22 protein-coding genes are annotated in these 26,468 nt (G+C 32.5%); 16 read left to right on the top strand and 6 right to left on the bottom strand.

Going from position 1 to position 26,468, the window contains the following annotated elements; all coding sequences use genetic code 11:
* The first annotated feature begins 28 nt into the window (after positions 1–28).
* The 13 genes from serS (at position 29) to SJY43_RS03240 (ending at position 11,604) form a co-directional block, all read left to right on the top strand.
* Positions 29–1,300 (top strand): serine--tRNA ligase, encoded by a 1,272-nt coding sequence (serS, locus tag SJY43_RS03300; RefSeq protein ID WP_396602423.1) that lies wholly within the window; start codon positions 29–31, stop codon positions 1,298–1,300.
* Positions 1,301–1,991: 691 nt separating this feature from the next.
* A complete protein-coding gene (locus SJY43_RS03295; RefSeq protein ID WP_396602422.1) occupies positions 1,992–3,725 on the top strand; it encodes a tetratricopeptide repeat protein in 1,734 nt (577 codons plus the stop codon).
* Between the two features lie 2 nt (positions 3,726–3,727).
* On the top strand, positions 3,728–4,240 hold the full coding sequence (locus SJY43_RS03290; RefSeq protein WP_396602421.1) for a GNAT family N-acetyltransferase: 513 nt from the start codon (positions 3,728–3,730) through the stop codon (positions 4,238–4,240).
* A gap of 5 nt (positions 4,241–4,245) precedes the next feature.
* The gene (locus SJY43_RS03285; protein WP_396602420.1) at positions 4,246–4,569 is read left to right on the top strand and encodes a DUF4286 family protein; all 324 of its coding nucleotides are present in this window, start codon (positions 4,246–4,248) and stop codon (positions 4,567–4,569) included.
* Positions 4,570–4,711: 142 nt separating this feature from the next.
* Positions 4,712–5,506, top strand: a complete 795-nt coding sequence (rsmA, locus tag SJY43_RS03280; RefSeq protein ID WP_396602419.1) for a 16S rRNA (adenine(1518)-N(6)/adenine(1519)-N(6))-dimethyltransferase RsmA — start codon at positions 4,712–4,714, stop codon at positions 5,504–5,506.
* Positions 5,507–5,549: 43 nt separating this feature from the next.
* Positions 5,550–6,929, top strand: a complete 1,380-nt coding sequence (gene mgtE, locus SJY43_RS03275; protein ID WP_396602418.1) for a magnesium transporter — start codon at positions 5,550–5,552, stop codon at positions 6,927–6,929.
* A 172-nt stretch (positions 6,930–7,101) separates the two neighbouring features.
* Entirely contained in the window at positions 7,102–8,037 is a 936-nt protein-coding gene (locus SJY43_RS03270; RefSeq protein WP_396602417.1) for a 2-hydroxyacid dehydrogenase, read from the top strand.
* Positions 8,038–8,046: 9 nt separating this feature from the next.
* Positions 8,047–8,457: a response regulator transcription factor gene (locus tag SJY43_RS03265; protein ID WP_396602416.1), complete on the top strand. Its 411-nt coding sequence runs from the start codon at positions 8,047–8,049 to the stop codon at positions 8,455–8,457.
* Positions 8,458–8,728: 271 nt separating this feature from the next.
* On the top strand, positions 8,729–9,235 hold the full coding sequence (locus tag SJY43_RS03260; RefSeq protein WP_396602415.1) for a DUF4199 domain-containing protein: 507 nt from the start codon (positions 8,729–8,731) through the stop codon (positions 9,233–9,235).
* A gap of 7 nt (positions 9,236–9,242) precedes the next feature.
* Positions 9,243–9,698: a DUF1801 domain-containing protein gene (locus SJY43_RS03255; protein WP_396602414.1), complete on the top strand. Its 456-nt coding sequence runs from the start codon at positions 9,243–9,245 to the stop codon at positions 9,696–9,698.
* Positions 9,699–9,705: 7 nt separating this feature from the next.
* The gene (locus tag SJY43_RS03250) at positions 9,706–10,092 is read left to right on the top strand and encodes a VOC family protein (RefSeq protein ID WP_396602413.1); all 387 of its coding nucleotides are present in this window, start codon (positions 9,706–9,708) and stop codon (positions 10,090–10,092) included.
* 131 nt (positions 10,093–10,223) lie between these two features.
* Positions 10,224–10,988, top strand: coding sequence for a sulfite exporter TauE/SafE family protein (locus SJY43_RS03245; protein WP_396602412.1), 765 nt, complete (start codon positions 10,224–10,226; stop codon positions 10,986–10,988).
* Between the two features lie 106 nt (positions 10,989–11,094).
* The gene (locus SJY43_RS03240) at positions 11,095–11,604 is read left to right on the top strand and encodes a YtxH domain-containing protein (RefSeq protein WP_396602411.1); all 510 of its coding nucleotides are present in this window, start codon (positions 11,095–11,097) and stop codon (positions 11,602–11,604) included.
* Positions 11,605–11,754: 150 nt separating this feature from the next.
* On the opposite strand, the gene SJY43_RS03235 is transcribed toward SJY43_RS03240, so the two are convergent.
* The 4 genes from SJY43_RS03235 to SJY43_RS03220 are packed head-to-tail and all read right to left on the bottom strand — an operon-like array spanning position 11,755 to position 16,361.
* Positions 11,755–12,756, bottom strand: coding sequence for a carboxypeptidase-like regulatory domain-containing protein (locus SJY43_RS03235; protein ID WP_396602410.1), 1,002 nt, complete (start codon positions 12,754–12,756; stop codon positions 11,755–11,757).
* Positions 12,756–14,576: a GNAT family N-acyltransferase gene (locus SJY43_RS03230; protein WP_396602409.1), complete on the bottom strand. Its 1,821-nt coding sequence runs from the start codon at positions 14,574–14,576 to the stop codon at positions 12,756–12,758. Before SJY43_RS03230 ends, SJY43_RS03235 begins: the two co-directional genes overlap by 1 nt.
* A gap of 22 nt (positions 14,577–14,598) precedes the next feature.
* Positions 14,599–15,849, bottom strand: a complete 1,251-nt coding sequence (locus tag SJY43_RS03225) for an aspartate kinase (protein WP_396602408.1) — start codon at positions 15,847–15,849, stop codon at positions 14,599–14,601.
* A 29-nt stretch (positions 15,850–15,878) separates the two neighbouring features.
* Positions 15,879–16,361: a GNAT family N-acetyltransferase gene (locus tag SJY43_RS03220; protein WP_396602407.1), complete on the bottom strand. Its 483-nt coding sequence runs from the start codon at positions 16,359–16,361 to the stop codon at positions 15,879–15,881.
* A 121-nt stretch (positions 16,362–16,482) separates the two neighbouring features.
* On the opposite strand from SJY43_RS03220, the gene fbp reads away from it, so the two are divergent.
* A complete protein-coding gene (gene fbp / locus SJY43_RS03215; RefSeq protein WP_396602406.1) occupies positions 16,483–17,487 on the top strand; it encodes a class 1 fructose-bisphosphatase in 1,005 nt (334 codons plus the stop codon).
* Between the two features lie 72 nt (positions 17,488–17,559).
* On the opposite strand, the gene SJY43_RS03210 is transcribed toward fbp, so the two are convergent.
* Both SJY43_RS03210 and gltB read right to left on the bottom strand, forming a co-directional pair.
* Positions 17,560–19,023, bottom strand: coding sequence for a glutamate synthase subunit beta (locus SJY43_RS03210; protein WP_396602405.1), 1,464 nt, complete (start codon positions 19,021–19,023; stop codon positions 17,560–17,562).
* 4 nt (positions 19,024–19,027) lie between these two features.
* Entirely contained in the window at positions 19,028–23,542 is a 4,515-nt protein-coding gene (gene gltB, locus SJY43_RS03205) for a glutamate synthase large subunit (RefSeq protein ID WP_396602404.1), read from the bottom strand.
* Between the two features lie 515 nt (positions 23,543–24,057).
* Here gltB and SJY43_RS03200 point away from each other — a divergent pair.
* A complete protein-coding gene (locus SJY43_RS03200) occupies positions 24,058–25,077 on the top strand; it encodes a porin (RefSeq protein WP_396603385.1) in 1,020 nt (339 codons plus the stop codon).
* A gap of 91 nt (positions 25,078–25,168) precedes the next feature.
* On the top strand, positions 25,169–26,455 hold the full coding sequence (locus SJY43_RS03195) for an ammonium transporter (RefSeq protein ID WP_396602403.1): 1,287 nt from the start codon (positions 25,169–25,171) through the stop codon (positions 26,453–26,455).
* The last annotated feature ends 13 nt before the right edge of the window (positions 26,456–26,468 follow it).

Raw genomic sequence — 26,468 nt, 5'->3', positions numbered from 1 at the left:
TTAAATTTGCTCCTTAAATTTTTAAGTCATGTTACAAGTTCCCTTTATTAGAGAAAACAAAGAATTAGTTATTGAGCGTTTAGCAAAACGAAATATTGATGCTACGGAAATGGTTAATGAAGTTATTAATTTTGATGAAGACAGAAAACGTCTTCAAACAGAATTAGATAATACTTTGGCAGAATCTAATGCTTTATCAAAAGAAATAGGAAACTTATATAAATCTGGTGAAGCCCAAAAGGCTAATCTTTTAAAAGAAAAAACTGGTCAGTTAAAAGAGGCTTCAAAAGAACTTTCTGAAGCGTTGAATAATAAGACTGAGGCTTTAAGTGAATTGCTATATAAAATACCAAATGTGCCTCATGATAGTGTGCCTCGTGGTAATTCTGAAGCAGATAACGAAGAAATTTTTAAAGCAGGCGATATTCCAAAATTACATGATGGCGCTTTACCACATTGGGAATTAGCAAAAAAATACGACATTATAGATTTTGAATTAGGAAACAAAATTACAGGTGCAGGATTTCCTGTATATAAAGGTAAAGGTGCAAGATTACAACGCGCATTAATTGCTTATTTTTTAGATAAAAATACGGCTGCTGGTTATACCGAATATCAATTACCACTTATGGTTAATGAAGCTTCGGCTTTAGGCACAGGACAATTGCCAGACAAAGAAGGACAAATGTATCATGTTACCGAAGATAATTTATATTTAATTCCTACTGCCGAAGTACCAGGAACTAATATTTTTAGAAATGTAGTTTTAAGCGAAAGCGAACTTCCTGTTGGAATTACTGGATATACTCCATGTTTTCGTCGTGAAGCCGGAAGTTATGGCGCACACGTTAGAGGTTTAAATAGGTTACACCAATTTGATAAGGTTGAAATTATTCGTGTTGAGCACCCAAGTAAATCATATCAAGCTTTAGATGGTATGGTAGATCATGTAAAAGATATTTTAAAAGAGTTAAAATTACCTTATAGAATTTTACGTTTATGCGGTGGCGACACCTCTTTTGCTTCAGCGTTAACTTACGATTTTGAAGTGTTTTCAACAGCACAAGATAGATGGCTTGAAATTTCTTCTGTTTCAAATTTTGAAACGTTTCAAGCAAACCGTTTAAAACTTCGATTTAAAAATAGCGATGGTAAAAATGAATTAGCTCATACCCTAAATGGAAGTTCTTTAGCACTACCTAGAGTATTAGCAGGAATTCTTGAGAATTATCAAACTGAAGACGGAATTGTTGTTCCTGAGGCGCTTCAATCTTATACAGGTTTTAAAATCATAAACTAGAGTAAAAAACCTATATTTAGTTCGGTTTTTCTAGTTTTTAATCGATAAAATACATTTTTTACATGTTGTTTAACGATTTTAATGTATTTAGTTTGATGGTTTAGTTTTTATTTTACAAGTTTGCTTAACCTAATCTTTTTAACCTACTGATTATGAAGAATGTTAAGCGCATTGTCTTGTTAATTGCTTTAATTTTTTTCGCAACTAAAGTTTTATCTTCAGATTTCGAATTGTTTGAATCAGAAGAAAGTACAATAAATATTGCGAGTAAATAAGGGGTTTTTAAAATAAAAAATCTTGTTGCAATTCCAATAATATTTTTTGAAAATAGTCGTTCTTGTAATTCTAAATGGCTTCAGAATAATCTGTATGTATTATAAATTATTCTGAAGTTTATTTATTAAAACAGCAAGATTTAAAGACTGTCCCCAATCGAGTGTTTAATTGACAAGTAGTTAATAGGAAAATTATTTTGGTTGGTAAGTGCCCGATTTTTATCGGGCATTTTTTAGTAAAACTCATTTTAGAAACGTTTGTGAAACGTATTAATTTTTTTTTGTTGAACTAATTCCCATTCATATCGGCCTCTCATTAATTAAAAATTGATGTTAATATAAAATCAACAAGCTACATTTGTTATATTTACGCTATGCGATATCTTTTGTTTTTCTGTTTTTTTGTATCAAGTTTTTTGTATTCACAAAATGCAACGCTTGCTAAAGATTATTTTCAAAATGGGGAATTTGAAAAAGCATTGATAGAGTATAAAAAGCTGTATGCACAATCATCTTCAAATATTAATTACATCAATCAAATTATAAGTACGCATCAACAATTAGAACAATATGATGAAGCCGAAACATTTTTAACAGAATTGATAGAACGCGTTAAATACCCAGCCTTTATAGTAGAGTTAGGGTATAATTATCAGCTTAAAAATGATATGCAAAAGGCTAATGAAAACTATCAAAAAGCAATTGCTTTTATAGATGAAAAAGCTAGTCATGTTTTTGGTGTGGCTAGAAGTTTTCAAAACCATTCTCTTCTAAATGAAGCTGTTATTTCTTATGAAAAAGCTGCTGCTTTAAATCCCGATTTTAATTTTAGTGTACAACTTGCCCAAATATATGGCGAGCAAGGTAATATTGAAAAAATGTTTAGTAATTATCTCGACTTTGCAGAAACAAATCCTGCTAGAGTAAGAGATGTTAAGCGTTCTATAAATGATTTTATAACTGAAGATGGCGTTAATGAAAATAATGAGTTGTTTAGAAAATTGCTTCTAAAAAAAATGCAGCAAGAACCTAACATACTTTGGAATGAGTTATTAAGTTGGTTGTTTATACAGCAAAAAGATTTCAAAAAAGCATTTACTCAAGAAAAGGCTATTTATAAACGGCAACCGGAGAGCTTAAATAGAATTGAAGAGGTGGCTTTAATGGCTTCTAATGAAAATGAAAATGAAATTGCTCAAGATGTTTTTAATTATATTATAGAAAATGCTCAAGATGCTGAAACAAAACTAAAGGCACATCAAAATTTAATTAAAATAGATATTAAAGAAAGCTCAAAATCTAATTATGTTGCTATTAAGAACAAGTATGAAGATTTATTGAAAACCTATGGTAAACAATCAGAAACTTTAGAATTGCAAATTTCTTATGCTCACTTTTTAGCATTCTATTTAAACGATACAAAAGCCGCTACAAAATTTTTAGAAACAAGTTTAAAGCTACCTCTATCATCCCTAGAAAAAGCTCATGTAAAATTAGAATTAGGCGATATTTTAGTATTACAAGAACAATTTAATAAAGCCTTAATTTATTATACACAAATTCAAAGAAACCTTAAAAACAGTACCATTTCTCAAGAGGCGCGTTTTAAAGTGGCAAAAGCGAGTTATTATAAAGGCGATTTTAAATGGGCAGAATCTCAGCTCAAAATATTAAAAGCATCAACATCGCAACTTATAGCTAATGATGCTTTAGATTTAAAATTACTTATTTCAGATAATAAATATGAAGACTCCCTTCAAACGGCTTTAAAACGTTATGCAAAATCAGATTTACTAGCCTTTCAAAATAGAAATGACGAAGCCATTAGTTTGTTAGATAAAATTCTTCAAGAACACAAAACAGAACCTATTATTCCTCAAGCGTTATATAAACAAGCGCAGTTATTTGAGTTAAAAGGCGCTATTGATAAAGCTAAAATGAACTACGAACTAATTATAGAAAATTATAGAGACGGTATTTTAATAGATGATGCACTTTTTCATTTAGCAGAAATTTACGAGAAACAACTAAACGAATCTCAAAAAGCAAAAGCCTTATACGAGCAAATTATTTTTAATCACGCCGATAGTATTTATTTTGTTGATGCTAGAAAACGCTACCGAACTTTGCGTGGTGATGCGATAAATTAATTATGATAGTTGCAGAAACCAATAGGTTACTTATTTCAGAGTTTACACTAAAAGATGCTCCGTTTTTTTTAGAACTTGTTAATTCGCCACATTGGATAAAATTTATTGGAGACCAAAAAACAAAAACTTTAAAACAAGCAGAAGATAGAATACAAGAAGGGCATCTTAAAAGTTATAAGACAAGCGGGTTTGGGTTTTACAAACTATTGTTAAAAGTAGAAAACAATAAACCTATTGGTACTTGTGGTCTTATAAAACGAGATACTTTGGACGATGTAGATCTTGGTTTTGCTTTACTTCCAGATTATGAAGGTATTGGTATAGGACACGAATCTTCTCTAGCCGTTATAAAATTAGCCAAACAAACATTCAAATTAAAAAAGCTTGTAGCCATTATAAATCCAGATAATAAGAAATCGATTAAATTGGTGGGAAAATTAGGGTTTACCTACGAAAAGAAAGTAAAACCTTTTGAAGATGACGAAGAACTTCTGTTATTTGCAAAAACTTTATAAAACTTATGATTATATATAACGTAACAGTAAACATTGATGAATCTATTCATGACGAATGGCTTATTTGGATAAAAGAACATATTCCTAAAGTTTTAGGAACCGGTAAATTTGAAAAGGCCACCTTGTCACAGGTTCTTGTTGAAGAAGATATGGGAGGTGTAACCTATTCTGTGCAATACCGTTCGTATTCTCGAGAAGCTTTAGATGCTTATTATAGAGAAGATGCCGATAGACTTAGAAACGAAGGCTTAAAAAAATTCGCTGATAAAATGCTGGCTTTTAGAACCGAGCTTCAAATTGTAGACGAGTATACTGTGAATTTTAAATAGTCTGTCATTCTTGCGAAGGCAGGAAACCTTTTAAAACTAAACTTGGCGTCTCCATGCCTTTGCGCGAAAAATAATCTCCGTTACTTAATTTTCGAGTTTTAGTTCCATATCTTCGTATTTATCATAAAATATCTGTGAATTCGTGGCATATAAACCAAACAATCATCAAGTAAAAGCAAAAAAGCATTTAGGTCAACATTTTTTAAATGATGAGACTGTAGCAGAAAAAATTGCAGATACACTCCTTTTAAAAGATTATAAAAATGTTTTAGAAATTGGCCCAGGAATGGGTGTGCTTACTAAGTACTTACTTAAAAAAGCTTGTACCACTTACGTCATAGAAATTGATACAGAATCTGTTGAGTATCTTCAAGCAAATTACTTAAACCTGGCATCAAGAATCATTGAAAAAGATTTTTTAAAATACGATTTAAACGAAGTATTTAATCAAGAACCTTTCGCTATTATTGGTAATTTCCCATATAATATTTCAACCCAAATCGTTTTTAAAACCTTAGAAATGCGCGATCAAATTCCTGAATTTTCAGGGATGTTTCAAAAAGAAGTTGCTAAACGTATTTGCTCTAAAGAAGGTAGTAAAGTGTATGGTATTCTTTCGGTATTAACACAAGCCTTTTACGATGCCGAATATTTATTTACAGTACCACCAAATGTTTTTAATCCGCCACCAAAAGTAGATTCTGGTGTTTTAAGACTTACCAGAAAAGCAGACTACACATTGCCATGCGATGAGAAATTCTTTTTTAGAGTTGTAAAAGCAGCTTTTCAACAACGTAGAAAAACACTTCGTAACAGTTTAAAAACATTCAATTTATCCGATAATTTAAAAGCAAATACTATCTTTGACAAACGTCCAGAGCAATTAAATGTGCAAGCCTTTATAGAGCTTACACAATTAATCGAAAAAGACGAATAAAACCCAATGGTCATTTCGACAGCGTGCAACGACGAGAAATCTCATGTCAGAAGAAAGCGAAAACATACAATTTCAATTAACTGATGAACTCATAGAGCAAGTAGAGTTGCTTATCGAACAAGAAAACGATGTAGCTCTTAAAAAGCGATTAGACGAGTTTCATTACGCCGATATTGCTGAAATTCTAGATGAATTAAATCTAGAAGATGCTATGTATGTTATAAAACTTCTGGATTCTGAAACCACTTCAGATATCTTAATGGAGTTGGATGAAGACAATCGAGAAAAAGTCTTAAGAAATCTTTCAGCTAAAGAAATCGCTGAGGAAGTTGAAGAGCTAGATACCGATGATGCGGCAGATATTATTGCAGAATTATCAGAGGTGCGTCAGCAAGAAGTAATTGATCAAATTGAAGACGAAGAGCACAAAGCAGAAATTACAGAGCTTTTAACATACGATGAAGATACTGCAGGTGGACTCATGGCAAAAGAACTCGTAAAAGTTTATGAAACTTGGACCGTTGCTGGTTGTATGCGCAGAATTCGTGGTCAGGCTAAAGAAGTAACCCGCGTACATTCTATTTATGTTGTAAATAAAGAAGAAAAGTTAATTGGTCGCTTGTCTTTAAAAGATTTAATTGTAGCTAAAAGCGAACAAAAAATTTCAGATATAGTAAAGGTTAATGTAGACTATGTAAACGTTAACGAAAACGTAGAAGAGATTGCCAAAATCATGGCAAAATACGATTTAGAAGCCATTCCAGTAATTCAAAGCGACGATAATAAAATCCTTTTAGGGCGCATTACCATCGATGATATCGTAGATGTTTTAAAAGAAGAAGCCGATAAAGATTACCAAATGGCGGCAGGTATTACTGGCGATGTCGAGGCCGATGATAGTATTTTGCAATTAACCAAAGCACGATTACCTTGGCTATTTTTAGGATTAATTGGTGGTATTGGTGCCTTTTTAATCATGGAAGGTTTCGAGAGTCTTTTTACAGGAAAAGCAGTCGTGTTATTCTTTTTTACACCGCTAATTGCTGCTATGGCAGGAAACGTTGGTGTACAATCTAGCGCTATAATAGTGCAAGGTCTAGCTAATGACGATGTAAGAGGAAGTGTAAATAGCCGTTTAATAAAAGAAATGCTCCTAGCAGCCCTTAATGGCGTTATTCTCGCCCTTTTTCTGTTTCTATTTGTATGGGCAGTTAAAGGTGAAATAATTACCGCCTTAGCTGTCTCAGTATCACTAGTTGCAGTAATAATTATTGCAGGACTCATCGGGACCTTTGTGCCATTATTTTTAAACAAACGTGGCATCGATCCAGCCATAGCAACAGGGCCATTTATTACCACAAGTAACGATATTTTAGGAATCCTTCTCTATTTCTGGATCGCTAAAATGATTTTGGGTATTTAGTATTTGGGAGTTACCACACCCTTCGTCTGCGCTCAGGGCAGGCGGTCGGGCTTGAAGTTTATCCTGAGCCAAGTCGAAGGGTTCCAATCTTTTTGCTCGTGCCTCACAAAAAGGATTTCCTCTGCAATCCCTAACGCAAAAACATCGTATTTTTGTAACTTAATTACATCAAATGAAAATTCTCCACCTCGATAGCAATCACAATTTATTAATCAATCAATTAAACGATTTAGGCTACGCTAATCACGAAGACTATACATCTTCAAAACAAGAAATAGAAGCTAAAATCCATAAGTACGATGGTTTCATAATTAGAAGTCGCTTTAGTATAGATAAACAATTTCTAGACGCTGCAAAAAATCTAAAATTTATAGGTCGTGTTGGTGCAGGATTAGAAAATATAGATTGCGATTATGCAGAGAAGAAAGGTGTTTACTTAATATCAGCACCCGAAGGCAATAGAAATGCCGTAGGCGAGCATACTTTAGGTATGCTATTATCACTTTTTAATAAACTAAACAAAGCAGATGCCGAGGTTAGACAAGGCAAATGGTTACGCGAAGATAACAGAGGCCTTGAACTAGATGGAAAAACGGTTGGATTAATAGGCTACGGGAACATGGGTAAAGCCTTTGCAAAAAAACTTCGTGGTTTCGATGTTGAGGTGTTGTGTTACGATATAAAAGATAACGTAGGCGACATCAATGCAAAACAAGTAACCCTTGCAGAGCTTCAAGAAAAAGTAGATGTCTTGAGTATGCATACACCACAAACACCACTTACATTAAACATGATTAATGCAACATTTATTAATCAATTTAAAAAACCATTCTGGTTTTTAAATACAGCAAGAGGTAAAAGTGTCGTGACTCAAGATTTAACAGAAGCATTAAAATCTGGAAAAATATTAGGAGCAGGATTAGATGTTTTAGAATACGAAAAAGCATCCTTTGAAAGCTTGTTTTCTTCAGACATGCCAGAAGCATTTCAATATTTAATAACTTCAGAAAAAGTGTTACTATCTCCTCACGTTGCAGGTTGGACTATAGAGAGTAAAGAAAAATTAGCGCAAACTATAGTTGATAAGATTAAGGCTAAATTTTGTTAATTTTAAAGCATGAAAAAAACCATTCTTGTTTTTTCACTTCTCATTTTAGCATTATTACTTCTATTTCAGTTTAGTAAGTACACTTTAATTAGTGGCAACATGGAAATGGATTATGTTATGGCAGTTATAGCCATTGTTTTTTTAGGTATTGGACTCTTTGTTAATAAAAAAATTCAAAAGCAAGATACTACTTCCAACAATCAAATAGATCTTCAGAAAATTGAGGAACTAGGCCTAAGTAAATGCGAATATGAAGTTTTAAAAGAAGTAGCTTTAGGTTTATCTAATCAAGAAATAGCAGATAAATTATTTGTTTCAGAAAGCACTATAAAAACACATGTTTCTAACCTTCTGGTAAAGTTAAATGCTAAACGACGCACACAAGCCATTCAAATTTCAAAAGCTCTTAATCTTATTTAATTACAGAAACTTACATCAAAGCAAAGCTTTGAGGGTTCTGCTAAATTGTCATTCCCGTGACGACGGGAATCTAAAAGTAAAACATCTTATTTCAAGCCAAAAGCACCAAAAAAGGAATAGGTGAATAATTATATTTTTATACTAGTTCTAATTAAGAAATGCTTTATTTTCTTAGCTTTACTACTAAAGTATTAGCAATTTAGTACTTTAGTATGAGTCTCAAACCTTCCTGTCACACTACTTTTGGATAACTAATCAATAGGTTGTAAATATGAAAAATACTGTAATTAAGTTTGGTTTTTATGCATTAATAAGTGGTTTTGTTTTCTTTGGGTTGCCGTTCTTTTTAGGAATGGGTGTAGATTTTGACTATGGCGAACTCATTGGTTATACATCCATGGTGCTTTCTTTATTATTTGTTTATTTTGGTATCAAACATTACCGAGACAAAGTAAATAACGGAAAAGTATCTCTAGCTAAAGCTTTAGGAATTGGTATGTTAATAGCTTTCTTTTCTGCTATTGGAGTCGCTGTTTTCGACTACATTTATACATCTCAAATAAACCCAGATTTTGCTACCGAATATTTAGAATATTCAGTAAAAAAATTAAGCGCCACATTATCAGCCGAAGAACTAAAGGTTAAAACAGCTGAGTTAACACAACAAATGACAGACTACGGAAGCCCAATTTTTATGGCATTTATGATGTTTGCATCGGTAATGATTCTTGGATTTATTATATCTTTAATTTCAGGATTAATTCTACAACGTAAATAATTTTTGTATGCAATCAAAAGCAACAACACCAAAACAATATCTGGAAGAATTACCAGAAGATAGAAAAGATCCAATGTCTAAATTGAGACAACAAATTTTAGAGAACTTACCAGAAGGTTTAGAAGAAACCATGAGTTATGGCATGTTAGGGTATGTCATTCCTCATTCATTATATCCAGATGGCTATCATTGCAATCCTAAGTTGCCATTACCATTTATGAATTTGGCTTCTCAAAAAAACTTTATTGCCGTTTATAGTATGGTTTTGTATTCTAAAAAGGAGCTAATGGATTGGTTTACTTCAGAATATGCAAAACGCTGTAAGTACAAGTTAGATATGGGTAAAAGCTGTATGCGTTTTAAAAGGATGGACGACATTCCTTTCGATTTAATAGGTGAATTAACAGCAAAAGTAAGTGCTGAAGAGTGGATAAATATTTATGAAACTGCAATAAAAAAATAAAGCTTCTATGAAAAAAAGAGTAACAGGTATTGGTGGTTTGTTTTTTAAAACCAAAGACCCTAAAGCATCAAAAGACTGGTATAAAAAACATTTGGGGTTTAATACCGACGATTATGGATGTACCTTTTGGTGGAAAGATGAAGAAGGTAATAAATGCTCAACCCAATGGAGCCCGTTTCCAGAAGACACTAAATATTGTGAGCCTTCAAAAAAAGATTTTATGTTTAATTATCGTGTGGAAAATTTACACGAATTACTTAAAGTTTTAAAAGAAGAAGGCGTTACTGTTGTTGGCGAGGTTGAAGAATATGAATATGGAAAATTTGGTTGGATTTTAGATAACGATGGTAATAAAATAGAGCTTTGGGAACCTGTAGATAAAGCTTTTTTGTAAGTGACAAAAAATTTCTCTTAGCTTAAAAGCGAAGATATTTCTATTCAAATTGTCATTCCCGAGAAATCGTAAATCTTTATAAAGGATTTAAAAAATTCCCGTAATTTGCCTTTTTTATTAATTAGATCATATTGACTTATATAGAAATTCTTCAATCTTATAATTTAACGGCAATACAATGGGTAGCCATTGGTTTTGCAGTTTTTTTATTGGGCTTATCTAAATCTGGGATAAAAGGTATTGGTATTATTATAGTGGTTATACTAGCCTTTGTTTTTGGTGAAAAAGCTTCAACAGGTGTTTTGCTTCCTATGTTAATTTGTGCAGATGTTTTTGCTGTTATTTATTATAACAGACATGCGCAATGGGGTATTATAAAAAAGCTAATCCCATGGATGATTGTTGGTGTTTTAGTTGGTGTTTGGATTGGTAACGATATTTCTGCACTTGTGTTTAAAAGACTTATGGCCATAATTATTATTGCATCTGTTGCTTTAATGTTTTATACTGAAAATAAAAAATCTAACAGCATACCAACCAATAAAGCATTTGGCATTACTACAGGATTTTTGGCTGGTTTTACAACAATGATAGGGAACCTGGCAGGTCCTATTTCAAATATTTATTTTCTAGCGATGCGCTTTCCTAAAAACGAATTTATTGGAACTGCTGCTTGGTTGTTCTTTATAATAAATGTTTTTAAACTACCGTTTCACATTTTTGTGTGGAAAACAGTTACAATAGAAACATTAGTTTTAAACTCTGTATTAATTCCTGCAGTTATTATTGGGTTTTTTATAGGTGCTTACATTGTTAAGTTAATTTCAAATGTAAATTACAGGCGTTTTATATTAGTTGTAACAGCTATTGGTGGAATAATCATGCTTTTAAAATAAACAATTAATTAGTTCTGTAACATAAAGTTAACTTATGTGACAGATATGTATAAAGCAATTAATTTTTTATTAATTTTACAATCTAACCAGAAAAAATAATTATAATATGTCTGATGAAAAAAATTTAAGCGACGACCTAAACGATATGTTAGGTGATGCTAAAGATGGAGCAAAAAAAGCTGCCGATACAGTAAGTGATAAAGCAGGAGAATTAGCAGATGATGCTAAAGAATTAGCTGGTGAAGCTAAGGAGAAAGCTAAAGAGTTTGCTAATGATGCAAAAGAAACAGCTTCTGAATTTGCAGGTGATGCTAAAGAGGTTTTAAGTAATGGGAAGAATATTGCTATTATAGCTCATATAACTTTAATAGGTTGGATTATTGCTTTGGTTATGAATAATAGTAATAAATCTGAATTAGGATCATTTTATATTAGACAAATGTTAGGTCTATTAATATTAAGTTTAGTATTAATGTTTATTCCTGTTATAGGATGGATTTTAAACATATTAATGCTCGTATTATGGATAATGAGTCTAGTTGGTGCTTTAGGTGGTGAAAAGAAACCTACGCCTGTATTAGGAGAACATTTCCAAAATTGGTTTAAGTCACTATAAATTATGTAGTATATAATTTCAATAAAAAAAAGAGGCTTTAAAAAGCCTCTTTTTTAGTTTTTAATGCGTCTTAGTCGCTGGCAATATCATTTTAAACACTTTTAATATTTTGTTTTCGTGTTTTTAGACAATAAGAACTAATGGTTTATTTTAGTCAGGTAAGCCAAAATCAAACGGAAGTAATTCTCCAATACGTTGATTGCCCATAGCTCCAGAAAAACGAATTTTAGTCACGTTAGTAAAATTCCCATAAAGATCTACTAAAATTTTTGGTACTAAGAACTCAATAGTAGAATCTTCTATTAGGTTATATGTTATTTCTACAGGTTCGTTTAATGAAACTTCTTTTATTGCAGAATTGTTTTTAGTTCTTACAATAAAAAAATCCCATGGATTAACTTTTAAATTGTTAAGGAATATTTCATATTTATTGTCCTCTAGAGATTCTGAATATAAAGCACGCATAAATTCTAATCTAGAACCTGTATAAGTCTTTTTTCTGTTTTTAAAAGCCTTTTGTGTATTAAAATCTTTTAAATTTTGATAATAACTGGTGCCAATAAAAGTTACTGATTTTGTGTCGAAAATATCTTTATCAAAATAAATTCTAAAATAAGTTAAATCATAATTTACTAAATATTGTAGTGCTTCATTTTTAATCTTAATGGGAGCTAAAGCATAAGCTGTTAGCATTTTATCTTTTTTGTGGTAGCGAATAATAATATCTTTTTCATTTAGAATGGTACATGAATTTCCAAAATTTGAAGACCCTAAAAATTCTTTTCTAAAAAGTCTTAGCTTTTGTTTTCGTGTTAAACCATCATTAGCATTTACAATAACCTCTTCTAAGTTTTCTTGAGTTTCTTTAAGTAAAATGGTAACGTTATTTGTATTTCTATAATCTGTTATTATTTGTTTTTTATAACCTAAAAAAGAGATTATTAATGGTGATTTTATAGCGTTAGAATATGAAATTGTGAATTGTCCTTTAGTATTTGTAACAACGCCTAAAGTAGTATTGTCAAAATATACCGATGCTGTTTCTATAGGTTTGTTAGTTATAGAATCTAATACAATGCCTTTAAATGTTTGAGAAGTGCCTTTAAAACTAAAACATAAAAATAGGACAATAACGAATAATTTTGAATGCATTATTTTTCAAAAACTTTACGTTCTAACTCCGCTTGAAATTCTTCCATTACTGGTTTTACAGTACTTTCGGGTAAATCGGCAATTCTTATATACATTAATCCATCAACCGAGTTATTAAATAAAGGGTCAACATTAAAAGCGACTAAGCGCGCGTTTTGTTTAATGTATTTTTTAAGTAATACAGGTAAACGTAATGCACCTGGTTCAATTTCATCTATAAACTTATCGAATTTGTTTAAATCGGCTTCAGCCTCATCAAAAACAAAGTCTTTATCGGCATCTTTCAACTTTACTTTAAATTCTTTCTTAGGATGCACGTATTGCGCAATATAAGGATCGTAGTAATGCGATTTCATAAACTCAACCATCAACGATTTTGAGAAGTTTGAAAATTGATTACTAATACTTACACCTCCAATTAAAAATTTATGTTCTGGATATCGTAACGTGGTATGCACAATACCTTTCCAAAGTAAAAATAATGGCATAGGCTTTTGTTGATATTCTTTTATGATGAAAGCCCGACCCATTTCTATAGATTGACTCATCATTTTATGCAACTCTGGCTCAAATCGAAATAAATCTTGAAGGTAAAAGCCATCTATACCATATTGTTCATAAATTTTAGAGCCTAAGCCCATTCTGTATGCACCTGCAAGTACTTTATTTTCATTATCCCACAAAAACATATGGTGGTAATAATCATCAAAAACATCTAAATCGATAGCCTCGTTAGTGCCTTCACCAACTTCTCTAAATGTAATTTCTCGTAAACGACCAATTTCACGAAGTATGTTAGGCATATCTTCTGCTTGAGCTAAAAACACTTCGTAATTTTTACTTTGTAAAAGGCGCGAATCTTTTTCTCTAAGCGCATTAACTTCTTTAGTCATTAATGCACTATCAACTGGGGTTACAATATTTTTGGGTGCTTTCGGTGTTTTTAATGTGGACGAAATATTATCTAATATTTTCGATTTGTCTTCAAACGCATTAGAAAGCATATAGGTTTTACGTCTTAGAAAATCTGAAAAATCATCAAGACCTGTGTGTTCTTTTTGGTCTTTAACAGAAATGGGTTTGCCAATTCTAACCTTAATAGTACGTCTTTTTTGTGTTAATACTTCCGAGGGTAATTTAGCAGTTCTAAACGTATCACTAATTTTAGAAAGCTGATAAAATAATTTGCTGTTTTTAGCATGAAAATAAATAGGAACTACAGGAACTTCGGCTTTTTTAACCAGCTTCATAGCAGCTTCTTCCCATGGCCTATCTACAACTAATTTTCCATCGCGATAGGTAGATACTTCTCCGGCAGGAAAAATACCCAATGGATGCCCGTCTCTTAAATGAAGTATGGAATTTTTAAATCCCGCAATACTAGATTTTACATCTTTTCTGTCTTCAAAAGGATTAACAGGCATAATAAAGGGCGCTAAAGGCTCTATTCTATGAAGTAAAAAATTTGCAATTATTTTAAAATCTTTGCGTTGCTCAAGCATTAATTTTAAAAGTAAAATACCATCTATTCCACCAAGCGGATGGTTTGAAACTGTTATGTATGCGCCATCTTTTGGTAATCGTTTTAAATCTTCTTCAGGGATTTCAAATTTAATTTGAAATTCTTCTAAAATTCTATCTAGAAAATCAACATCTTTAAGGTGTTTATGTTGTTTGTAAAACTTATTTAAAGTAGATATTTTAAGGGTTTTCATTAAAAGCCAACCAATAAAAGTGCCAATAAAGCCATATTTATCTATTTGGATAGCTTTAGCAACTTCTTTTGCGCTAACTAACCCGATGTCTTCCTGCTTCCCCATGAGTGTAAATGTAGTAAATAATCTATTTAGTTACTAGTTGAACGGTTTCTTGAGTTAGTTGTTTCATTAGTATAGTTTTATCAGTTTCAATTTGGGCTATAGCTGCTTTATTGTAATGACGAATTGTATAAATAGATACATTTTCATTACAAGTTACTTTAAATTTTGCTTTTAAATGTTGTAGTAGCTTCTCTAGATTATTATAAACATTATCAACACAAACAGAAAAACTGATAGCTGAATTTTGAATAACATCTACTTTCATTTTATATGTATGTAATAGATTGAAAATGTCGCTTATGTTTTCCTCTACGATATACGAGAAATCTAAAGAAGATAGCGATATTAATACTTGATTCTTTTTAACAATAAAACACGGCATCATAGGTTCTAAAGTTTCATTCTTTCCAATTTGGGTGCCTTTAGCTTCAGGATTTAAAAACGATTTTACAAATAAAGGAATTTCTTTGCCTTGTAGAGGTTGTAACGTTTTTGGATGAATAACTGAAGCCCCATAAAATGCCAATTCTATAGCTTCTCGATATGATATTTTATTTAATAGCTGTGCGTTTTCAAAATAACGCGGATCTGCATTTAATATGCCAGGAACATCTTTCCAAATGGTTACGTTATTTGCATTTAAACAATACGCGTAGATTGCGGCTGTATAATCGCTACCCTCTCTACCAAGTGTTGTTGTGAAGTTATTTTCATCGCTACCTAAAAATCCTTGGGTAATGTTTAAAACAGATACTTTAAAGTTTGATGAAATTAAGCGTTGTGTTTCTTCCCAATTTACGTTTGCTCTTCTGTAATAATTGTCTGTTTTTATTTGAGTTCTAACATCAATCCAGTTATTGTTTAATCCTATTGAATTTAAATATTCGCTAATTATTGTGGTAGAAACAAGCTCTCCAAAACCAATTACTTGGTCGTAAACAAAATTATAATCAGGTGATTTATTAGTTTTTAAAAAAATATTTAATTCATCAAACAAAAGATTTACTTTCTTAAATCCATAATGGTTAACATTATCAAATAAATCAAGTAAGATTTGATTGTGATATTTTTTTACGTCTTGAAGTGAGCTTTGAAGTTCTGTTTTATTTTCAAAATAGTTTTTAATTACAAGTTCTAATGCATTTGTAGTTTTCCCCATTGCAGAAACTACAATAAGTGTATTTTTATAACCTACAGTTTTTAAAACTGAAGCTAAGTTTTTTACACCGTTTGCATCTTTTACAGAAGCACCACCAAACTTAAATACCTGCATTTATTTTTCGTAATTAATTTAAAATAAAATTAATCTATTCTGGAAATATAATTATCAATACCTACTTCATCTAACCAAACCACATCCCAATCACGTAATACTTTTGCGCCTTTTTTTTCGTAAAATGTAATGGCTTTTTCGTTCCAGTCTATAACCTCCCAGTTTATGCGCCTAACACCTAGCTTTTTAGCGTATTTTACAACTTCATCTAAAAGTGCAGTACCCAAACCTGTACCTCGCATAGCTTTACTTACTATTAAATCTTCTAGATGAATAATTTTACCTTTCCAAGTGGAGTAGCGATTATAAATTAAAGCTATACCTTCAATATTAGAATTTACCTCTGCAACAAAACAATGAAATGCAGGATGTTCTCCAAAACCATCATTTTCCAAGTCTTCAACTGTAACTTCAACAGCTTCAGGTTCATTTTCAAATATTGCTAATTCATTAATTAAGTGAAGCACATTAGGCATATCACTTTTTTTTGCGTTTCTAATTGAGAATTCCATAGTTATTTAAATATCTATCAAATATAGTTTAAAGTTGACCATCTTATGGTATATAATTTTAACGATAACGTTGTAGTTTGTTAAAATTTATAGATATTTGTGCTAAACAAAACCAATATATATGTCTCAAAAACTACAAACCTTAGGAGAGTTTATTATTGAAAACCAAGCGTCATTTCAATATTCTTCGGGAGAATTATCAAGTCTTATAAACTCAATTCGATTAGCAGCAAAAGTGGTAAATCATGAGGTTAACAAAGCCGGATTAGTCGATATTATTGGAAAAGCAGGTGATACTAATATTCAAGGTGAGGATCAACAAAAATTAGATGTTTATGCTAATGATAAGTTTATCCAAACACTTACAAATAGAAATATAGTTTGTGGTATTGCTAGTGAAGAGGAAGATGATTTTATATGTATAAATAGCCAAGATGAAAATCATCAAAATAAATATATTGTTTTAATTGATCCTTTAGATGGGTCTTCAAATATTGATGTGAATGTTTCGGTAGGAACTATTTTTTCTATTTATAGACGAATAACTCCGGTAGGAACTCCTGTGCAAATTGAAGATTTTTTACAAAAAGGAAGCGAACAAGTCGCTGCAGGATATGTGGTTTACGGAACATCTACAATGTTAGTTTATACGACTGGCGATGGCGTTAATGGCTTTACATTAAACCCTGCTATTGGGTCGTTTTATTTATCGCATCCTAATATGGAATTTCCTGAAGATGGAAATATTTATTCTGTAAATGAAGGTAATTATTTTGATTTTCCTTTAGGGATTAAAAACTACATAAAGTATTGCCAGAAGGAAGAAGAAGATAGACCTTATACTTCTAGATATATTGGGTCTTTAGTATCAGATTTTCATAGAAATATGATTAAAGGCGGAATATATATGTATCCTCAAGGGTCTAAAAACCCTAATGGTAAATTACGATTGTTATATGAATGTAATCCTATGGCATATTTAGCAGAACAGGCTAATGGTATTGCAAGTGATGGGTTTACTAGAATAATGGATATTGAACCTACAGAATTACACCAGCGCGTACCATTTATTTGTGGAAGTAAAAATATGGTTAAGAAGGCGGAAGAGTTTATGAAAAATGCTTAATACGAAAAAAAATAAATAAAAAATGCGAACTTTTCAGTTCGCATTTTTTATTTATACTAATTATTATAAGGATTACATAGCAACTAAATCACCAGTAACATCTTTAGAAGGTAAATTAGATTTACCCATTAAATAAATATCTACTTGTCTTGCAGCTTCTCTACCTTCAGAAATAGCCCAAACAATTAACGATTGTCCACGACGCATATCACCAGCAGTAAATATGTTAGGAACGTTTGTTTGATATTTTCCGTATTCTGCTTTGTAGTTAGAACGTGCGTCTTTATCTAATCCTAATTTATCAGCTAAAGTGCTTTCAGGACCTGTAAAACCTAAGGCTAGTAAAGCTAAATCGCATGGCCATGTTTTTTCGGTACCTTCAATTTCTATTAATTGCGGGCGTTGTCCAGGAACCATTTTCCACTCAACATTAACCGTTTTTAAAGCTGTTAATTTTCCGCTCTTATCTTTAACAAATTCTTTAGTATTAATTAGCCAATTACGCTCAACACCTTCTTTATGAGAAGACGATGTTTTTAATTGCAATGGCCAAAAAGGCCAAGGTGTAGTTGGCGAACGGTGTCCTGGAGGTTTTGGCATAATTTCAAAATTAACTACCGATTTTGCTCCTTGACGGTTTGATGTTCCTATACAATCTGAACCTGTATCACCACCACCAATTACTATAACGTCTTTGTCTGTTGCTAATACTTGATCTTTAACTTCTTTTCCAAATACAACTTTAGTTTGTTGTGTTAAGAAATCCATAGCTTGTACCACACCATCAGCATCAATACCAGGTGTTGGTAAACTTCTTCTTTCTGTAGCACCACCACAAAGTACAACAGAATCGAATGCTTTTAAATCTTCAACATTATAATTAACACCAACATTTACGTTAGTTTTAAAAGTAATGCCTTCAGCTTCTAAAATAGCAACACGACGGTCTATAATGCCTTTTTCCATTTTAAAGTTTGGAATCCCATAGCGTAACAAACCTCCAACTTCATCATCACGCTCAAAAACAGTTACCGTATGTCCAGCTCTATTTAATTGTTGCGCAGCAGCTAATCCCGCAGGTCCAGAACCAACAACAGCAATTGTTTTTCCTGTTCTTGTTTTTGGTGGCTGAGGTTTAATCCAACCTTCTTTAAAGGCACGCTCAACAATATTTTTTTCTATATTTTCGATAGATACAGGATCTTCAATTATACCTAATACACATGATTGTTCACATGGTGCAGGGCACAATCTACCAGTAAATTCCGGAAAGTTGTTTGTTGAATGTAGTATCCAAGAGGCTTTTTGCCATTCACCTTGGTGTACCATATGGTTAAAATCAGGAATTAAATTTCCTAATGGGCAACCACTATGGCAAAACGGAATACCGCAATCCATACAACGCGATCCTTGTTTTGTTATTTCTTCTTCAGAAAGCGGCTCAGTAAATTCTTTATAATGCTTTACACGATCTTCTACAGGTTTGTAGCTCTCATCTTGTCTTTCAAATTCTTTAAATCCAGTTACTTTTCCCATGACACTATGCTGTTGTTAATTCTTCTACCATTGGTTCTTCAGTCTCTAAACGTTTTAAAGCACGTTTGTATTCTATTGGCATCACTCTTACAAAATTAGCAAGACTAGTATCCCAATCTGCTAATAATTTTTTTGCAAGACTACTGTCTGTATATAGTGCGTGTTTTTCAATAGTTTGTTTTAAATCTAATGCATCTTCACTTGTAATATCTTCAAACTCTATAGTTTCAGTATTACATAATCCATTTACAAATTTGTTTTCTGGATCGTAAACATAAGCAATACCACCACTCATACCTGCAGCAAAGTTTCTTCCGGTTGTACCTAGAACGATTACTTTACCACCTGTCATGTACTCACAACAATGATCTCCAACACCTTCAACTACTGTTGTAGCACCAGAGTTTCTTACTGCAAATCGCTCACCTGCAATACCATTTATGTAAGCTTCACCAGCAACGGCTCCAAATAAACATACATTACCAATAATAATATTGTTTTCGGCTATAAAATCGGCCTTAGCAGGTTTCTTAATAATTAGTTTGGCTCCAGATAACCCTTTACCTAAATAATCGTTAGTATTTCCTTCTAATGTAAATGTTAATCCATGAGCTCCAAAGGCTCCAAAACTTTGTCCGGCAGAACCAGTAAAGTTAATATTCATGGTGTCTTCAGGTAACCCTAAATGACCATAAATTTTAGAAATCTCGTTACTTACTATAGCACCTACTGTACGGTCTATATTGTTTATTGGATACTCTAAAGTCATTTTCTCTTTACGATATAAAGCTCTATGAGAATCTTTTAGTATTGTAAAGTCTAAAACTTCGTCTAAATTATGATCTTGAGTTTCTGTATTTCTTACCGTAAGTTGTCTGTAAGCAGTAGGTCTGTGCAGTATACTTGATAAATCTAGTCCTTTAGCTTTATAATGCTTAATAGCTTTATTAGCATTTATTTTATGTGTTTGACCAACCATTTCAGCCAAAGTTCTAAATCCTAATTGAGCCATAATTGCTCTTAATTCTTCTGCGATATAGTAGAAGAAATTAATTACATGTTCTGGAGTTCCTTTAAAGTTTTTACGTAACTCTTTATCTTGAGTTGCAATACCAACAGGACACGTATTTAAGTGACACTTACGCATCATAATACATCCTGATGCTACTAGTGGTGCTGTTGCAAAACCAAATTCTTCGGCTCCTAATAGTGCTGCAATAGCTACATCGCGTCCTGTTTTTAACTGGCCATCACATTCTACAACTATTCTACTTCTCAAGTTGTTTAAAACTAAAGTTTGTTGCGCTTCTGCTAAACCAAGTTCCCATGGTAAACCTGCATGTTTTAACGATGTTAAAGGAGAAGCTCCAGTTCCACCATCATAACCTGCAATTAATACAACGTCGGCTTTAGCTTTTGCTACACCAGCGGCAATTGTACCAACACCAACTTCTGATACTAATTTTACATTTATTCTTGCTTCGCGATTAGCATTTTTTAAATCGTAAATTAATTGTGCTAAATCTTCAATTGAATATATATCGTGATGCGGTGGTGGTGAAATTAACCCTACAAAAGGCGTTGAGTTACGTGCCGCGGCAATCCATGGTAAAACTTTTTCACCAGGTAGTTGCCCGCCTTCACCAGGCTTAGCACCTTGTGCCATTTTAATTTGTATCTCTTTGGCGCTTGATAAGTAATGTGATGTTACTCCAAAACGACCAGATGCTACTTGTTTAATAGCCGAGTTACGACTATCTCCATTTATATCTTTTTGGAAACGTTTTCTATCTTCTCCACCTTCACCAGAATTAGATTTTCCGCCAATTCTATTCATTGCGATTGCTAAGTTCTCATGAGCTTCACGAGAAATAGATCCGTAAGACATGGCTCCGGTTTTAAACTTTTTAACAATCTCTGTCCAAGGTTCTACCTCTTCTAAAGGAATAGGGTCTAAGTTATCGAACTCAAATAAACCACGAATGGTCATTAAGTTTTCAGCTTGTTCATTTATTGCTTTTGCATAAACATCGTAACTAGCCTGATCACTTAACCTAACTGCCTGTTGTAATTTTGAAACTGTAGTTGGGTTAAATAAGTGGCGCTCACCATTACGCCTCCATCTATAATCGCCACCAATATTTAAACCTAAGTTTTTATCGATAGAATTATCTGGATATGCTTGTTTATAACGTTGATCAATTTCTTTTTCAATTTCATATAATCCAATACCTTCTATTCTTGAAGCGGTGTATGGGAAATATTTTTCTACAAATTGAGAGTTGAAACCAACAATTTCGAAAATTTGAGAACCTCTATACGAGTGTAGTGTAGAGATACCAATTTTGTTCATTACTTTTAAAATACCTTTTCCAATAGCTTTATTGAAATTATCGACTGCTTTTTGCTCGTCCATACCAGTAATGAAGCCTTCTTTAACTTGCATTCTGATAATTTCGTTAACCATATATGGGTTTATAGCACTTGCGCCATAACCAAATAAAGTTGCAAAATGATGTGGTTCGCGTGGTTCTGCCGATTCTATAATAATATCGAAATAAGAACGCTTACGTAAACGATTTAATTGATGATTTACATAAGAACATGCTAATAACGCTGGAATTGGAGCAAAATCTTTATTTACGCCTCTATCAGAAAGAATAATAATATTTGTTTTTCTTTCTAAAGCTTTTTCAATTTGAATGATAATATCATCAAGTGCATTTTCTAAACCATTCATACCCTCAATTTTTGGGTATAGCATTTGAATGGTTTCAGCTTTGAAACCATCTATATCAATGGTTCTAATCTTTTCTAAATCGGCGTTTGAAATAACAGGGTTCTGAATTCTTAGCTTTCTACATTGCCTTTCTGTAATGCTAAAAATGTTTCTGTCCTTACCTAAATTTAAACTAATATCTGTAACAATTTCTTCACGAATACCATCTAAAGGTGGGTTTGTTACTTGTGCGAATAATTGTTTAAAGTAATTGGATATTAATTGAGGTCTATCTGAAAGTACAGCTAAAGGTGTATCAATTCCCATTGACCCTAAAGCTTCTTTACCTACGATTGCCATAGGTGTAATAACCTCTTGAATATCTTCAAACGTATAGTTAAATAAGCGCTGGCGTGTTTTAATATCAATAGTTTCAATAGGACATGTTTCACTTGTGTAGGCTACGTCCTTTAAGTGTAAACGTGTTTTGTCTAACCATTCCTTATATGGTCTTTCTGAAACTATTTTACTTTTTATTTCTTTGTCTTCAATAATACGTCCTTCATTCATGTCGACTAAGAACATTTTTCCTGGTTCTAGTCTTCCATGTTCTTTTACATCTTCTGGAGCAACATCTACTACGCCAATTTCCGAAGACATAATTAATTTTCCACTTTTGGTAACTGTATATCTTGAAGGTCTTAAACCATTTCTATCTAGTAAAGCACCTACATAATCTCCGTCTGTAAATGGTACTGATGCAGGGCCATCCCAAGGCTCCATTATACACGCGTTATATTCGTAAAAAGCTTTTCGCTCTTCAGACATAGTTGCATGTTTTTCCCATGCTTCAGGAATCATCATCATCATAATTTCTGGTAATGATCTTCCTGTATGTGTTAATAATTCAACCACCATATCCATAGAAGCAGAATCTGATTTTCCTGGTAAAATTATTGGGAATAATTTATCTATTTGTGGTCCGAAAACATCACTTTTCATGATTTCTTCACGAACACGCATTCTACTTACATTACCACGAAGCGTATTTATTTCACCGTTTTGGCACATATGTCGAAAAGGCTGAGCCAATTCCCAAGTAGGCATTGTATTTGTTGAGAAACGTTGGTGTACTAAAGCCAAACGTGTTACTAAATCTATTTGTTGTAAATCGGTATAATATGGTCCAATATCTTCAGGCATAATAATACCCTTGTATATTAAGGTTGTTGTAGATAAACTTGGTACATAAAAATAACCACTTTCAGAAATTTTTGATTTTCTAATAGTGTGTTCTGTTATTTTTCTTGCAGCGTATAATTTAGCTTTAAAAGTAGCCTCATCAATAGCTTCTGTTTTGCCTACAAATAGTTGTTCTATATTAGGTTCTGATGCTAAAGCAATTTGACCTAATTGAGTTGAGTCAACAGGTACTTTACGCCATCCTAAAATGGAAAGCCCTTGAGCTTCTACTTCTTTTTCAAATGTAGATTTACAAAAATTATATTGGTTAGCAACTTTAGGTAAAAATACCATACCTACAGCATATGCTCTTTGTTCTGGGATATCGAAATCACAAACACGTTTAAAATAATCATGAGGGATATCAATTAATAACCCAGCACCATCACCAGTTTTTCCATCGGCACTTACACCACCACGGTGTTCCAGTTTTACAAGAATTTCTAGAGCATCATGAATGATTTGATTTGTTTTTTCTCCTTTAAGATTACAAATAAAACCTGCACCACAGTTCTCGTGTTCAAATTCTGGCAAATAAAGTCCTTGCTTTTTAATCATAGTCAACAATAAATTAATTTAAAAACTTGGGTTGAAAAGCTAAGATACGCTCTAAGATTTGAATTACCATACGGTGTATTTCATTATTTCGATTTTAGAAGTCAACTGGATGTAAAAATAATTATATATCAATATTAAACCCCTTTTTTAATAAATAATTAATCTATAAAATTTTGTTAATATATAGGTATATCTGAATTTATGTTAAGAAATCAATTAATAAACGCAAATTATTGTATGAATAATTAGAAAATACTGACAATAATTGAATTATCACAGTTGTTAATAATTCAATAAAACAAAAAATTAGCATGATACCCTTAAAAAAATAGGGTAAAAAATAAAATATCTACAAAAGTTAGTCAAATACCCCTATTTTTTATGGGGGTTAAATGTTTTTCACATAGTTTAGCCCCGTTCTTAAGGAAATTTTAGATCTAAAAAAACTTAACTCAGAACAAAAACTAATCAAATTTTAGATCTATTTAAATTAAATAACTTAAAAATAAACAATGATGAAAAAAATTATTACACTTTCAATGCTTTTTGTAGCAACAGCGTTATTTGCACAAGAAGAAGGTTCAAAATTATCAATCAGCGGTAGTGTTGATGCTTATTACAGAGCTAACCTTACGGCGCCAAGCGACGAGAATGCAATCGCTCCTGGATCGTCTTTTGCTAACCTACCAGGTTTTGCTTTAGGTATGGCTAATGTTATTTTTTCTTATGAAGGCGAAAAAACAGGTTTTGTAGCTGATTTAGTAGTAGGTCCAAGAGGAACAGATGCTATTTTTGCTTCTCCAATGTACTCTGCAACTGGAAACATAGTTAATCAATTATATGCATACTGGAATGTAAGTGATGCCGTAACATTAACAATGGGTAACTTTAATACTTTTTTAGGTTATGAGGTTATTTCTCCAACAGCTAATTTTAACTACAGTACATCTTACTTATTTTCTTACGGGCCTTTTAGTCATACAGGTTTAAAAGCTGATATTGCTTTATCTGATGATTTTAGCTTAATGTTAGGGGTAATGAATGACACGGATTTAACTGAATTTAACCCAACTGGAGATTATGCATTTGGTGCACAATTAGGTTATAAAGGTCAATTCTTAAACTTTTTATTAGATCCTTCATTTACTGAGGTTGATTTTACAGGTGGATTTGATTTATCTGATGATTTCTTCTTAGGAATTAATGCTGCCTATTTAACTGTTGAGGATGATGGTGGTTCATTTGCAGGTGTTGCTTTGTACCCACAATTAGCAACTTCTGATTCATTTACTATTGGATTAAGAGGTGAATATTTTGCTGAAACTGAGTTCTTTGGAGCTATTGGAGCAAGTGATGCTGATGGTGATTCTTCTGTATTTGCTGTGACATTAACAGGAAGCTTAGCTATAGAAAACTTAACTATTAAACCAGAACTTAGATTAGATAGCGCAAGCGAAGAAGCATTTATCGATAATGATTTAGCTGGATCTAAAAGTTTAGGTTCTTTTGTTTTAGCAGCAATATACTCTTTCTAAGAGAAAAAAATATAAAAAAGAGAATAAGGCAAGTTCTCTAAAACTTAGAGAACTTGCTTTTTTAATTAACTAACCCTAAAAATTATAAAATATGTCTTTATTAAACATGCCCCTTATAATTCAAGATACTGCTGCCATTGAAGGCGACATGGGAATGATGTGGATGCTTATTTCAGGTATCTTAGTATTCTTCATGCAAGCAGGTTTCTTTTTAGTTGAATCTGGAATGACAGATTCTAAAAATGCTGTAAACATAGCGATGAAAAATTTCCTAGATATCGCAGTTGGCTCTTTAGCTTTCTGGTTTATAGGGTATTCTTTAATGTATGGAGCAGATATGGGTGGAGGTTTCTTCCATTGGGGAGGTTTTACTTTCTCTCAAGGAGCTGCAGATTTATTCTTCCAAACGGTTTTTGCTGCTACTGCTGCAACTATTGTTTCTGGAGCTATTGCTGGAAGAACTAAATATACAACATACGCAATTTTCAGTATTATATTAACGGCTTTCATATATCCAATCGCTGGTGGTTGGGAATGGAATGGTGGTTGGTTAAACAATACTGATGGTATAATGCCTGCTGAATTTATCGATTTTGCTGGTTCTTCTATTGTTCACTCTGTGGGTGGATGGGCTGCACTTGTTGCTGCTTGGATGGTAGGACCTAGAATTGGAAAATTCCTTAATGGTAAACCAATCGAAATGCACGGTCATAACCAAATGTATGCTACTTTAGGTGTATTTATCCTTTGGTTAGGATGGTTTGGTTTTAATGGAGGTTCTCAATTAGCTTGGGGTGGTGACGACGCTACCGCAGCTTCTCAAGTTGTTCTTGTTACTAATTTAGCTGCGTCTGCAGGTGCTTTAGGGGCATTATTGTTAACTTGGATTAAAAATGGAAAACCAAACTTAAGTATGACTTTAAATGGTGCACTTGCTGGATTAGTAAGTATTACTGCAGGTTGTGGAAACATGAGTGAAGGTGGTGCTGTTTTAGCAGGATTACTAGGAGGTCTATTAGTGGTGTTCTCAATTGGTTTTGTAGAAAAAACATTAAAAATTGATGATGCTGTAGGTGCTATTTCTGTACACGGTATTTGCGGTGCTTGGGGAACTTTAGTAATAGGTCTTTGGGGTATTGATGGTGATGCTGGTATTGGAATATTCAATGGTGGTGGAGCTGCTCAGTTAGGCGCTCAAGCTATTGGAGTTTTAGCATATGCTGCTTGGGCAATTGGTTTGTCTTTCATTTTCTTAGGTATTATGAAAAAGACAGTTGGCTTAAGAGTTACTGAGGCAGAAGAAATTGCTGGACTTGACTGGACAGAACATGGTTCTATTGCTTACCCAGGTAAGAGACAAAGAGAAATTGAAGATTAAATTTTTTAAAATT

Source organism: Algibacter sp. R77976 (assembly GCF_044594645.1).
Classification (GTDB): Bacteria; Bacteroidota; Bacteroidia; order Flavobacteriales; family Flavobacteriaceae; genus Algibacter_B.
The sequence above is the reverse complement of the archived record's forward strand: the minus strand, read 5'-3'. Positions and strand labels throughout refer to the sequence as shown.